This is a genomic window from Psychrobacter sp. ER1 (assembly GCF_048631835.1).
Taxonomy (GTDB): Bacteria; Pseudomonadota; Gammaproteobacteria; order Pseudomonadales; family Moraxellaceae; genus Psychrobacter.
In genome coordinates, this window is the sequence record NZ_CP184640.1 from 1,213,556 (window position 1) to 1,227,049 (window position 13,494).

Consider the following 13,494-nt stretch of genomic DNA (forward strand, 5'->3'; position numbering starts at 1 on the left):
ACGTTTGTTTCTTATTTTGCACTTTTAAGGCCATAGCATGACCGTTTCTTATGCACCTATTATTACTTCATTACTTGATAATGATTTGTACAAATTTACGATGTTACAAGCTATGCTGCATCAGTTCCCGCAAACCCATGGTGTTTATCGCTTTCGCTGCCGTAATAACAAAGATGCAGCCTATCCATTGGCTGATATCCAAAAAGATCTAGAGCAGCAACTAGACAGCTTATGCGAATTGCGCTTTTTGCCAGATGAGCTAGAGTACTTACGTAGCCTACGCTTTATTCGCTCAGATTTCGTTGATTATCTAGAATTATTTAAGCTAAAACGTCGTTTTATTACGGTAAGTACAGACGATAAAGGTCGCCTGTTTATCGATATCGAAGGGCCAATGATTCAAGCGATGTTCTTTGAAGTATTTGTACTAGCCATTGTCAATGAGCTGTATTTTAATGCGCTATCTAATGACAGCGTGATTGAAGAAGGACAACGTCGCCTCGATGCAAAAGTAGCGCTATTACATCAGTATGCCGAAGAGCAAACCCAGTACGATCAGGATACACCGCCATTTATCGTCGCTGATTTTGGCACGCGTAGACGCTTTAGTCGACGCTGGCAAGCACATGTTGTAGAGACACTACATAAAGCTGAGCCAAAGATAGTCGGTGGTACATCTAACGTGTATTTGGCCAAGCAGTTAGGAATGACGCCAATAGGCACGATGGCGCACGAGTTTATGCAAGCATTTCAGGCATTAGATGTGCGTCTGCGTGACTCACAAAAGGCCGCGCTTGAAGCATGGGTGCATGAGTACCGTGGCGACTTAGGTATTGCATTGACAGATGTAGTCGGCATGGATGCGTTCTTACGTGATTTCGACTTGTATTTTGCTAAGCTGTTTGACGGTCTGCGTCATGATAGCGGTGACCCTTACATCTGGGGTGATAAGGCGATTGCCCATTATGAGAAGCTAAAAATAGATCCAAAAACCAAGATTCTAACTTTTAGCGATGGGTTAAATCTAGAGAAGGCGTGGGAGCTGCATCAATATTTCAAAGGTCGCATTAGAACGAGCTTTGGTATTGGCACTAATTTGACTAATGATATGGGCATTACACCGATTAATATCGTGCTTAAATTGGTAGAGTGCAATGGTCAGCCAGTGGCCAAGCTGTCTGATAGCCCAGGCAAGACCATGATCAATAATGATACGTATCTTGCCTATCTGCGCCAAGTCTTTGAGGTTGATGAACCAGAGTAAACAGAATATCAAACTGTTGCGTTGCCAAATGAGCTTGATGCGCTTGATTTGACTACTCAACTGCTATTTATTGGCTGCTTTTCGTTTAACTATCAACACTGCTGGTAGATTTTTCTTCGGCAAAGGCCGCATCTAGTGCTTGCTGTACAGCATTGATACGAGTCTCGCAAACGCGATAAGCGGCAATAGATTCTTCGACCGTTGTCATTAGATTATCAATATCAGGCTCATCCTGTTGCTGTAGTTCAGCTGCATTGGTTTTTAAGATATCGTAAGCCGCCTTAAAGGTTTTTGGGGCGGCTTTTTTGCGTCTGCGAGTAGGGGTAGTCATAAAATTTCCTAATTTTTAAAGGTAAGTCGGTGAATAATCGTTAGATATTATTATTTGGTTAATTTAGAGTGTCTGAGTTTTTCGTCGCTTCTTTATCCATATTGACATCGATAATCTGTGCTTTTGCGTTGCCATCTTTTAAAATAATATTGACGGTTTGCTCAGGATACAGTTGGGTACTACTAGTGAGTGTTTGCTTGTTTTTAGCATCCGTGAGCATGGTGTAGCCTTGCTTGAGCACGCGAGCGGGGCGATGTAATAGCACGATGTCACGTAGATGTTCGCTATCGCGCTGTGCTTGCACAATTTTCTGCTGTGCGTTTTGCATGATTGATTCTTGATAACTTTTGCTATTGGTAGCGACTTTTGCGAGCTGTTGATGCGCTAAGGTTTGCGTTTGTGTGTATCGCTCAGCCGTCAGTCTGACTGCTTGCTTTACTTGGCGCTGGGCACTTTGTTGAATACTGCGCCATGCATAGTCACTGTCTTTTCGTAGAGCGGTGAGCTGCCCAATCGTTTGCGACTGTATTTGGCTCAATTGGCGTGCGGTTTGTTGCTCAGCAGTATTCAATTGACGCTGAGCCGCTTGCTTAATTTGTGCTTGATATTGTAGCGTCTGAGTGACGAGCTGGGCCAAGTAGCTATGAATAGCAGCAATCACCTTTGAGGGTGTGTCAAAACTGGTATGTGCCACTTCATCTAAGATGACTTTGTCACGCTCATGACCGATACCTACCCAGACAGGAATAGGCTGCTCGGCAACCAAAGCTGCCAACTCATAATCATTGAGATAAGCCAAATCACCAACCGCACCGCCACCACGAATAATAACCAACAAGTCTGGTAGACGCTGATAAGTATCGTAAAACTGCTGCTGGGCGCTAACGATTGCTTGACGGATTTCAGCGGGTGCATGATTGCCCTGAAAAGTCGCACTATGGTAGTGGAAGTGACACGCACCTGTACTGGCTAAGCGATCGGCATCTGCTTGAAAATCACCCAAGCCTGCTGCTTTTTCAGGGGCGATGACTAGCACATGCTCGATATCAAAAGGGGCAGGTAGCTGTTGATTAAGATGTAATAGCCCTTCACCTGTTAGGCGGTCAACCATTTCTGCATATTGCCGTGCCAAGTCGCCTAGCGTATAGCTGGGATCAATATCTTCAATGGTGATTGAAAAGCCGTACTGAGCATGGAACCCTGCCGATACTTTAAGAAGTACGGTCAAATCACGCTCAAGCGGCATACCAGTCGCACGTTCAAACTTAGCTAATACACGAGCAGCTTTAAAGCGCCAGAGATTGCCACGGCAGCTGGCGACTACTTTGCCATCGTCGTCTTTTTCTGCCAGTTCAAAGTAGTAATGACCACCTTTACTCGACAGATTACGGATTTCAGCTTTTACCCAGACACGGTGGTCAAAAGTTTGTTTGATGACCATCTCAACTGCTGATAAATAATCACTTAGGCGTAGGACGGTATCCTCTAGATGGTCTTCCTGCTCAGCGAGTTCCGCCTCTAGAGTGGCCAAATCTTTGGCAGGTGCTAATACTTTGGCCTGTTTAATATTTGAAAGATTGGGTTTGCGCATAATATTAGACCAAAGATAATGAAAATATAAAGACTGACGAGGATGTGCTGAATACGATAGCGGATAGTTTAACTTAAAAAGGAGAGCACAAAAGCGAAGCCAACAAGCTTTGATTGATATATTATCTATATCGCAGTTTGTTGGCTGTTCAATCAGAGAAGAATTGTATCTCACTTAATGTTAGCGGTTAGATCGTAAACCTGTTTCCGTCTAACAGAGATTGTCGTGTAGAGAAAAGTAGATAGATATTTTTAGCTAGATATAGTCGGTTCGAGATAATTTAGATACCAGGAAGGCAAGTGAAAGTGCTACAAATATTAGGCTGAGTGAGCCTGACACTGTATCTGATTTATATGGTATTGATGATGTTTATTGGCAACGGAAGTTAACGGTGTATTCATAATCATCGCTACGTGACAAATCTGGTGTACCCGTGCCAAATATCGAGCCAACGACAGCACCTACTTGGCCAACCATACGGCCAGTGCGTTCGTTTAAGATACCGTTATATTTTACGTTGTCATCAACGATAATCACTTGCTTGCTTCGACAAGTTTTTTGAGCACTATCGATCGCATTTTGTTGTGCTTTGACCTTGGTATCAGCGATACCGGTTGTCTCATAGATAGAGTTGGCACGCTGAATCACGGGTGAGGAAGGCGTACTTTGACAGGCGCTCAAAGCAAGTGCAGCCACTAACGTTGCCGTCAAACTGGCAGTTTTATTAAAAGTATTCATAAATAATTCCTGATTTATATAAGCAGAACGTCTTAGCTATAGGCAAAGCTTTATGAATGTAGCTTATCTAGATATTACCTGTCTAGACAGTTATTGTGTGCTGTATTACCGGTATATTGCCGATGAACCATGCACTAGATATAAACAAGTTTAATATCTTAAGAACAGCAATATTCCAAAACGGCAGACAACCGTTATTGACCAAAAATAAAACAAGTCGCATCCGTACACAGCAAATCACTTGAAATATAAATTGTATCTAGGATAATTGAGCCATTCATTTTTTATTAATAAGTAATACTATGCAATTGATTCCTGCTCCTGCTGGCGTGCTCGAGGTTGACGCACTGTGGCAAAATGACAATCCTAATGACCCAAATACAGACACGGTGGCGCTGCTGTGCCATCCCAATCCGTTGTTTGATGGTACGATGAATAACAAGGTGGTCACCACCATGTATCGCTTTGCCCGTGATAATGGTATGCATGTGGTGCGCTTTAACTTTCGCGGCGTTGGTCAATCGACAGGCGAGCATGATTATGCGGAAGGTGAAGTGGTCGATGCAATGACCGTGCTACAATGGATTGCTGAAAAAACCAACGCTCGAAAGCTATGGCTGGGTGGTTTTTCTTTTGGTGGCTATGTTACTGCACGAGTGGCTGAGCAAGTGCTTGAAGCCTCACATATATGGGGATTGGGTGACTTTGAAGTAACGAAAATCGCCCTTATCGCACCATCAGTCGAAAAAAATGACAGTACTGATATTAATTTGCCTGCGGATAGAACTTTTGAGATTTATGGTAATGCGGATGAGGTGATTGAACCTGATAATATGCAGGCATTTGCAGACCGATTAGGCATTGAAGTCAGCGTGGTCGATGGCGCGGGTCATTTCTTCCATGGTCGCTTATCAGAGCTCAAGGGTTTATTAGACAAGCATAGCTTTGGGCAGGACAGCTAAGTTTATTCATAGCTAACTTAGCTTGATGGTTTCCGTTTTGATATGGTTTAGCATGGTTTGCTTGGTAGCACTAGCATTATGCTAAATTATCCTACTATTTTGATATTTATTTAATCCAACGATGAGTCGTATTATGAGTTTATCTCCATTGCAACGTTACGAGAAAGCCGTCAGTACAGATGAGTTTACTCGGGATGAGCAGCAATTTCAGGCCATGAGCTATCTTGATGAGATATACCATCAGCTCATCAATAGCGCACCGCAAAAGAAAGGTTTTTTGGCTTTTTAAAATCTAAGCCAGTCGCGCCAACGGGTCTTTATATGTGGGGCGGTGTCGGCCGCGGGAAAACCTGGATGATGGACATGTTTTATGACTCGTTGACGATCGAGCGCAAGATGCGTCTGCATTTCCATCATTTTATGCAGCGTGTCCATAGAGAGCTTAACAAACTACAAGGTGAGAGCGATCCGTTAGAGAAAGTCGCTGATATTATTTATAAAGAAGCGGTTATCATCTGTTTTGATGAGTTTTTCGTTTCTAATGTCTCTGATGCCATGATATTGGGCGATTTGTTCACTATGTTGTTCAATCGCGGTATAACTTTGGTTGCCACCTCAAACATTGAGCCAGCTGGACTGTATAAAGATGGCTTACATCGTGACCGTTTTATGCCTGCCATTGCGGAAGTTGAGCGTCATACGACGGTCATGAATATCGACTCGGGAATTGATTATCGTCTGCGCGTATTGCAGCAAGCAGAGCTATACGAAGCGCCGCTTACTAAGGCGAACTACCATTGGTTAGCCAACCGTTTTGCGAGCTTGTCGAATAATCAGAAAATTAGTAAAGAGCCCATTACTATCAATGGACGAGAAGTAAAAATCAACGCTTGTACCGAAGATATCTTATTCTGTGACTTCCGTCATCTCTGTATGGCACCGCGTTCAGCCGCTGATTTTATTGAGCTTGCCAAACGCTTTAGCACCGTTTTAGTTGACTCTGTGCCAGCACTAGATGACGACTTGCGTGATCCAACGCGCCGTTTCATTTATCTCGTCGATGAATTTTATGATCGCCGTGTGAAATTATTGGTACGGGCAGAGCAGCCGATTCTAGATTTGTATCAAGGAGAAAAATTGGCGTTTGAGATTGAACGTACTCGTTCACGCCTGCTTGAGATGCAGTCAGAGGACTATCTACGCATGGACCACCGAGTCGAAGATGTTGCGTAGTTTATCGCTGAATTGAGACTGCCTATGTGTAGCTCTCAACTGCTCTATAACTGTTAAAAAATAAGAGAATAATATTATAAATAATAAGTAGTGATAGATAATAATAAATAAGGATAAAACAATGACTACAACTGACAATGCTGATAATGAAAGCCAAGAAATAGAAGGCAAAAAACTGCCTGTGAAGAACGTAGCAGCGAATGATATCTCATCTACCAGTGATGAGCTGATAGGTTGGATAAATTCAAGACGCAGCATGGGCAATCTAGATGAGCCAGCACCGACGCGTGCGCAGATTGAATCTGCCATTGAATGTGCGGCAACTGCGCCAGATCATAAAAAATTGCGTCCTCGGCGCTTCATCGTGACGCAAGGTGAGGCGCGCCATGACTTAGGCCGTGCCTTGCTCGAAGCGGCCCAAGCAAAAGCGCTAGAAGATGGCGAAGAGTTGTCTGAAAAGACCATCACTAAAACTCAAAATATGCCGCTGCGAGCGCCGTTGATCATAACGGCTGTGACTCAAATGCAAGAACACAAAAAAGTGCCACCTTTTGAGCAGATGCTCAGTGCGGGCGCTGCTGTACAAAACCTAATTTTAGCATTAAAAGCCCAAGGGTTTAGTACCGTTTGGCGCACTGGGCTGTTATGCAATGAGCCTGCGGTAAAAGCGTATTTTGGTGTAGGCGCAGATGATTATGTGACCGCTTTTGTTTATACTGGCACAAGTCCCAAGGATGAGTCCAAACGCAAACCTATTGATATCGAGCCGCTAGTTCGCTTCGAGTCGTAATGTAGCTCAGTATTGTCTATTATCAATATTATAATTGCACAAAGTTGTAATTCAAAGATAATAAGGCCAGTAGCTGAGCACGATAGATTCTATTGATAATACGTCAGTCAACACGGATAAAAGAACATGACAAGCCCTAACAATAGTAATAAAAACAACACCAGTGCTAATAATGAAACGGACAAAGAGTCGTCTGAAAAGCAGAATGGTATGCTTGCAGGTATTCTTGAGCGAGCAACCAAGTCAGGCCTCGGCCGTAAAAGTCAAATCCTAGTCCTGTTGAATCAGCTGTGGCAAAGGATATGGCCGACATTCATAGCAATCCAACCAAGCTGCGTTTGGCGTTTTTAGGTGGTGGTAGCTTCGGTACGGCAATGGCAAATTTAGCCGCACGTAATGGCTGTGATACTACGCTGTGGGTACGTAATAAACGTACCGTAAAAGCGATGGCGAAAACACAGACCAATAAAAAGTATCTACCAGGCTATAAGCTTGATGATCGACTGAAATACAGCCATGATTTGGCGGCAAGCGTCAAAGATAAAGACATTATTTTTATTGCTGTGCCAGGTTTGGCCTTTCGCGAAACGCTAAAAAATATCGCACCTTTTATCAGTGGTCAGTCTATTGTATCGTTGACCAAAGGTATGGAAAAAGATACCTTTGCGATGATGAGTGACATCATCAAAGAAGTGCTGCCAGAAGTGAACTTTGGCGTCATGTCAGGGCCGAACCTCGCTATCGAAATCATGAAAAATATGCCGTCTGCTACGGTTATCGCAAGTGAATCGGAACCATTACGTCATGCCGTACAAGCAGCGTTACACAGTGCCTTCTTTAGAGTATTTGCTAGTGATGATATACGCGGCGTCGAGCTTGGCGGCGCGCTAAAAAACATCTACGCAATTGCCATGGGTATGGCGGCAGCTTATGAAGTAGGTGAAAATACTAAAGCGATGATTCTTACTCGTGCTTTGGCAGAAATGAGTCGTTTTGGTGTTGAAGAAGGCGCCAATCCGCTCACTTTCTTGGGCTTATCAGGGGTAGGCGACTTATATGCTACTTGTAGCTCAGAGCTAAGTCGTAACTATCGTATCGGTAATATGCTTGGACGCGGCATGAGTATTGATGCCGCGGTCAAAAAGCTTGGCCAAACTGCTGAAGGGGTAAATACTATTCAGCAAGTTCATGAAAAAGCGACCAAAGCGGGTATCTATATGCCAATTACCCATGCGCTCTATGCCGTCATTTATGAAGACAAGGCCGCTCTAGGCGTTGCGCTACATCTAATGGAAGCTGGGTTCCGTAGCGATGTTGAGTTTGTCATGGCGCATGATCATAGCAATGCAGCACTTACCGCTCATATGAAAACCTCGGGCAGTAATACCAAAAACAAAGACAGCGATGCTGATAAGTAAGATATATTACTAGAAGACAGTATTGAGACAGTCGAACTCAGCGCTCCAAGGAAGGTTATGAAAATTATATTAGTACGTCATGGTCAAGCAGAATACGAGACACGTCCAGATAGTGCACGTCAGCTGACGGACTTTGGTCAGCATCAAGCAGCGCAAACGGCAGAGTATGTGACCACTCACTATAGCCCAGATCGTTTTGTGGTTAGCCCTTATACGAGAGCGCAGCAAACTTTATCTGCGTTCCAGTCGCGAGCGCCGCAAGTACCATCATCTGTGCAGGACAATATCACGCCATCGGATGACGCTCGCCAAGCTTTGATAGATATTGCCAATATTGAAGCTGAGTGTTTGGTTGTTGTTTGTCATATGTCTATCGTCGCCTATATCGCGGGATTGCTGACAGGTGATTATCCTGAGTCATTTCTCTAGCGGAAGCCAGAGTGTTTGACATGGAGTTTGTGATGACTGGCATGGCAACGGAAGTTGATCGTTTTGTTCCTGACCAGCCGTACTAGACTAGATATTCTAATATTTTGCTTAGGAACGCTTTGCTAGAGCATAGTTGATTGAATATAACGGATTTAAAATGGTATTGGTACAAAGTTCAGCCCTTTATTAATCATATAAAATCATCCAGCTGTTTCAAAAACCGCATCAATCCTTAACGATATTTTGATAACCGCAGCAATAATTGAGGACACGTTTAGTGTTACATGTTTGGTTACGAGCGCAGCATAGCCCGCTAGCTGTCTGGCACGAAGATGTACAGCAATGGCAAATGGTTGACGGTTGGCAACAGCTGCAAACAATCTATGGTAACTATAAGTCCAATAGCCAAAAGGCACTTTGTCTATATTTTCCATCAAGTCACGCATTACAAGTGGATACGGCGCTCAATGCTGCTCAGCTTAAACAGCTGGGTAATAGCGGCAAGCAATATTTATTTGAAGAAACTTCATTAACGCCTATTGAGCAATTAAACATCCGTCAATTGAGCCATACTGATACGACGCAACTGTACGCACTGGCACAAAACGACATTGAATCCTGGCAACAAAGCGCGCAGCTAGCCGGTATGAATATAGTAGCGTTACTGCCAGACTTTTTATTGTTGCCACCGCCAGAAGAGGGCGCAGGTCAACAAGTGACCCTTTATCAAGATTCACAGACTATACTGCTGAGCCAATCATTGCATCAGGGTATGGCCGTCAGCTATTTACCACTAATGTTTGAGCGTTTCCCGCATTTAAGTGAGGTAATGGTGTTGCCTTCTATTGAGGCAGCTATTGACGTATCGCTTGACTCGCTAGATTCCTCATCATCCACGGATTTAGTGGCGCAAACTAAAGCGTTGATCGCTGATCATCAGCTGCTACTGACGATCCTACCTACAGTACCTAAGCCAATTGACAGTCCCGAACGTCACGCGCTTAATTTCTTTATGAAATCTACTGACTCACAATTATCACCATACCTACGGGTGGCGATGATGGTTGCGCTATCAGCGTTAGTACTGCAAATGGCAACCGATGGTGTGCAGTGGTACAAGTATAATCAAGCAACCGCAGCAACCAAGACTGCAATTGCAGCACAGTATCAATCTTGGTTTGCCGATGAGCCACTGAGTACGCGCACCAAACTGCAAGTACAGCTGCAACCAAAACTACGTAGCGATAGCCAAGCGCCTGCATCACATATGGCCGCACTGTCACGCATATCACCATTAATCAAGCAGTCTTCATTGCATGCACAATCATTAGTAATGCAACCATCGGCGCTCAGTTTTACCTTGATTGCTCCAGATCGCGGTAGCCTTGATAAATTTACGAGCACACTGGTAGCACAAGGCTTAAATGCCAAACTTGCGCAAGTGAATAGTAATGAGCAAGGTCAGTTTAGTGGTCAAGTCACTGTCAACGTAGTAGAAAATAATATTGTAGAAAGCAGCGACATGGCAAATAATGCGGCAGCGTCGTAACTCATCAAGGTATTGGTAATAAAGGTCAAAACATGAAACGATTACAACGCCGTACCAAACGTAATGCAGCTATTTCTGCAACCAGTACTAAGGCTCAAGTATTGTCAGAGCGTATGAACAATTATCAAAATGTACTAATGACGCGCTGGCAAACATTGCCTCCCGTGATCAGCTAGCATTAGCTATATTGTCTATATTTTTACTGTTGTTTATTGGCGGCTATGGTGGCTATAGCGTTCATCAAGCAGCGAGCGATAGTAAAAACGACTATCAGGAGCAAGTGGCGGATTATTTTTGGTTGCGTGCTCAAGCAGGTAATATTGATAGTAGTGCATTGAATACTGGGAATAACGCTACTGGAGAGGCTGATATGCTGCCTGCTAGTCGTATCAATGCGCTGCTCAATAACTCAGGTATAGCAGGTGCTCAGGTGATTGCGACTGGCGATGCAGTGCAACTGAGCTTTACGCACCCTAGTCAAGCGGTTGTCAGCACTGCACTGGGTAAGCTTGAACAGCAAGGTTGGCAATTTACACAGCTATCTATGCAGCAAGACCTGACCAATAAATCTATTCAGGTACAAGCAACGGTCACTTCTTAAAACGCGTCAGACTGTGATAGAAATTTTAGATACTTATAACACTGTGTGCCTTTTACTCGACACTCAATCCTCGACAGCAAAATAATGCTTTATCGTTGGTATCATTGAAAAGCCATTTATCTGGCTCCATTAAATAGTTAATCATATGACTATTGAATAAAAATATTACCAGTAAGGAAAACCTCACATAATGCGGGACAGTATGAGCAACGATAAGCGCCGTTCTTTAATTACTTATAACCACATCACTTATTTCTTATATGTGATCAGCTACTTTACTGCAGGTCTGTTGTGGGTTGTGCCGATTGTCATGAACTATGCCAAGCGCCATGATGCTAGTGGGTCATGGTTGGCCACGCATTTCGATTGGCAAATCAAGACCTTTTGGTACAGTGTTGTTTGTTTCGTCATTGGCATTATTTTGATTACCTTTGCATTAGGCGGCTTTGGCGTTAGCTTATTGGCGGATAGTGGCAATATCGCTATTGGCTCAATATTATTGGCTGGTCTTGGTTTGCTGATTATGACCTTTACCTTTATCTGGCATTTATATCGCATTATACGTGGTTGGATTGCGTTGACTGATGGGCGTCCAGTACCGTAGATGTTTAAGAGTACCTTCGTGCTATGTCTTCAACTTAGAAAGCTGCAGCTTATCGTTACGTAGTAGAGACTCATCAGTATTGGTTACTGCTTAAATGTAGAAATTTAGCGACTGAAACTTTGCTCTTATTTCTGTTAAGCTGATATAATCGCTGCGCTCGATTTCATTCGCATTTTTTATTCACTATTTCTTCCAAGCAGGGTCTGCCATCACTATGTCTTATGCCTTACTTCGTCCTTTTTTGTTTAATATGGATCCCGAACACGCCCATGAGATGACGCTATCTTTATTGGATAAAGCGCATAAAGCGCGTGTTTTAGGCTTGGCGTATGGTCAGTCAATGCAACCAACAGACTGTATGGGTTTGCAGTTCTCTAACCCAGTCGGTCTGGCAGCAGGCTTGGACAAAAACGGCGATTATATTGATGCGCTGGCTGAGTTAGGATTTGGTTTTATAGAAGTAGGAACCGTCACGCCAAGACCGCAAGTAGGCAACGACAAGCCAAGGCTGTTTAGAATCAAGCAAGCAGACGCGATTATCAATCGTATGGGCTTTAACAATGAAGGCGTTGATTATCTGATCGACAATGTCAAACGCTGTAAATATAAAGGCAATATTGGTATTAATATTGGTAAAAATGCCGATACGCCAGTAGAGCAAGCCGCTGATGATTATGTGTATTGCTTAGAGCGTGTGTATCCGCATGCCTCATACATTACGGTCAACATCTCCTCGCCAAACACTAAAAACTTACGTGATTTGCAAAGTGGTGAAGCACTGACTCAGTTAATGGATACGATTAAAAATCGTCATAGTCAGCTGGCTACTGAATATGGTTTTTATGTCCCATTAGTGCTTAAAGTTGCTCCAGATCTAGAGCCATTACAAGTTGATTATATCTCGCAGCAATTAATAGACTTTGAGATTGATGGTTTGATTGCGACCAATACAACACTAAGCCGCATAGGTGTCGAAGACTTGCGTGATGGGGACCAAATGGGCGGCTTATCTGGTCGTCCTGTGAGTCATATTAGTACCCAGATTTTGCAACAATTCTCTGATCAGTTAGATGGTAAAGTCGCTTTGATAGGCGTAGGCGGTATTGATAGTGGTGCTAAAGCCGTCAAAAAATCGAAGCAGGCGCAGACATGGTACAGCTCTATACGGGGCTTATCTATCGTGGCCCTGGGCTGGTGCAGTCTTGCATTCAGGCAATCGGTGGCTATTACGATGCCATGGAAAGCTAATCCAATAAACAAGGTAATAAGGCGTAAAGCATGAGTGGTTTAGATATTGTGATTGCTATCGTTGTCTTGATTGGCTTATGGCGAGGCTTTCAAGTAGGACTGATTAAAACAGCAATAGGTTTGGTAGGTTGGTTTATCGCTCTTATCACTGCTACTAGGCTGGCGGGAGTAGTGTCACCCCAATTGACGGGTATCGTACAAAACCCTGTGTTACAGATGGCCATGGCCTTTTTATTGGTAGTGATTGCCATATTGGCAGTCATGCATCTGATGGCGTTTGTATTCTCAGGCGTGCTCAAAACCTTACGTTTGGGCGTCTTGGACAAAATGGCGGGCGGCGTATTGGGTGCTGCCAAAAACGTATTGATGGTCTTGGTTGTACTGAGCGTCAGTGCGCCATTGCTAGTACAGATGCCGCAGTGGCAAACCTCAGTACTAGCGCCAGAGCTAATGCCATATGCACCGATGGGCAAGGCGTTGGTATCAGATGTGTTAGGCATGGCTTGGGATCAGGTCAATCAGTCGTAATTGTTTAATTGCCTATTATTTTATCTAATTGTCTATTATTTTACTTCTTTTTATACTTCTAAATGTTTGCACGTGTCATTGATAATCAAAAACAGATTATCGAAAAATCTCGTTAAGTTTCTTACAATATCATCAGGTTAGCGGCGTGCGACAGTGAGTGATTTTAGCAATATACTGTCGTTAAGTTTGCCGTTATTGTCGTACTAAT

General features: G+C 43.6%; 12 protein-coding genes and 3 pseudogenes. 12 read left to right on the forward strand and 3 right to left on the reverse strand.

From position 1 onward, the window contains the following. Positions 1-37: 37 nt before the first annotated feature. A complete protein-coding gene (gene pncB / locus ACOBWA_RS05555; protein WP_165597307.1) occupies positions 38-1,264 on the forward strand; it encodes a nicotinate phosphoribosyltransferase in 1,227 nt (408 codons plus the stop codon). Positions 1,265-1,349: 85 nt separating this feature from the next. Here the strand turns inward: pncB and xseB are convergent, their stop codons facing one another. The 3 genes from xseB to ACOBWA_RS05570 form a co-directional block, all read right to left on the reverse strand. Further along, positions 1,350-1,595, reverse strand: coding sequence for an exodeoxyribonuclease VII small subunit (gene xseB, locus ACOBWA_RS05560; RefSeq protein WP_101205385.1), 246 nt, complete (start codon positions 1,593-1,595; stop codon positions 1,350-1,352). 58 nt (positions 1,596-1,653) lie between these two features. Beyond that, the gene (xseA, locus tag ACOBWA_RS05565; protein WP_420230437.1) at positions 1,654-3,186 is read right to left on the reverse strand and encodes an exodeoxyribonuclease VII large subunit; all 1,533 of its coding nucleotides are present in this window, start codon (positions 3,184-3,186) and stop codon (positions 1,654-1,656) included. 369 nt (positions 3,187-3,555) lie between these two features. Continuing rightward, positions 3,556-3,924, reverse strand: a complete 369-nt coding sequence (locus ACOBWA_RS05570; protein ID WP_420230438.1) for a hypothetical protein — start codon at positions 3,922-3,924, stop codon at positions 3,556-3,558. Positions 3,925-4,226: 302 nt separating this feature from the next. Here ACOBWA_RS05570 and ACOBWA_RS05575 point away from each other — a divergent pair, with 302 nt between their 5' ends. From ACOBWA_RS05575 to ACOBWA_RS05625, 11 genes and pseudogenes are all read left to right on the forward strand, one after another. Then, positions 4,227-4,886, forward strand: a complete 660-nt coding sequence (locus ACOBWA_RS05575) for an alpha/beta hydrolase (protein WP_420230439.1) — start codon at positions 4,227-4,229, stop codon at positions 4,884-4,886. Positions 4,887-5,019: 133 nt separating this feature from the next. Further along, positions 5,020-6,119, forward strand: a pseudogene (gene zapE / locus ACOBWA_RS05580) (cell division protein ZapE). Between the two features lie 256 nt (positions 6,120-6,375). Beyond that, a complete protein-coding gene (locus ACOBWA_RS05585) occupies positions 6,376-6,909 on the forward strand; it encodes a nitroreductase family protein (protein ID WP_420230726.1) in 534 nt (177 codons plus the stop codon). 126 nt (positions 6,910-7,035) lie between these two features. Next, a pseudogene (locus ACOBWA_RS05590) lies at positions 7,036-8,327 on the forward strand (NAD(P)H-dependent glycerol-3-phosphate dehydrogenase). Positions 8,328-8,384: 57 nt separating this feature from the next. After that, positions 8,385-8,756: a SixA phosphatase family protein gene (locus ACOBWA_RS05595; RefSeq protein ID WP_420230440.1), complete on the forward strand. Its 372-nt coding sequence runs from the start codon at positions 8,385-8,387 to the stop codon at positions 8,754-8,756. A gap of 277 nt (positions 8,757-9,033) precedes the next feature. Next, on the forward strand, positions 9,034-10,305 hold the full coding sequence (gene gspL, locus ACOBWA_RS05600; RefSeq protein WP_420230441.1) for a type II secretion system protein GspL: 1,272 nt from the start codon (positions 9,034-9,036) through the stop codon (positions 10,303-10,305). Positions 10,306-10,337: 32 nt separating this feature from the next. Continuing rightward, complete coding sequence (locus ACOBWA_RS05605; protein WP_420230442.1) at positions 10,338-10,481, forward strand: hypothetical protein; 144 nt, start codon at positions 10,338-10,340, stop codon at positions 10,479-10,481. 11 nt (positions 10,482-10,492) lie between these two features. Next, positions 10,493-10,906 (forward strand): hypothetical protein, encoded by a 414-nt coding sequence (locus tag ACOBWA_RS05610; protein WP_420230443.1) that lies wholly within the window; start codon positions 10,493-10,495, stop codon positions 10,904-10,906. A 202-nt stretch (positions 10,907-11,108) separates the two neighbouring features. Further along, complete coding sequence (locus tag ACOBWA_RS05615) at positions 11,109-11,510, forward strand: DUF4870 family protein (RefSeq protein WP_420230444.1); 402 nt, start codon at positions 11,109-11,111, stop codon at positions 11,508-11,510. A gap of 214 nt (positions 11,511-11,724) precedes the next feature. Next, positions 11,725-12,758: pseudogene (locus ACOBWA_RS05620) on the forward strand (quinone-dependent dihydroorotate dehydrogenase). Between the two features lie 30 nt (positions 12,759-12,788). Then, positions 12,789-13,286, forward strand: a complete 498-nt coding sequence (locus ACOBWA_RS05625; RefSeq protein WP_420230445.1) for a CvpA family protein — start codon at positions 12,789-12,791, stop codon at positions 13,284-13,286. The last annotated feature ends 208 nt before the right edge of the window (positions 13,287-13,494 follow it).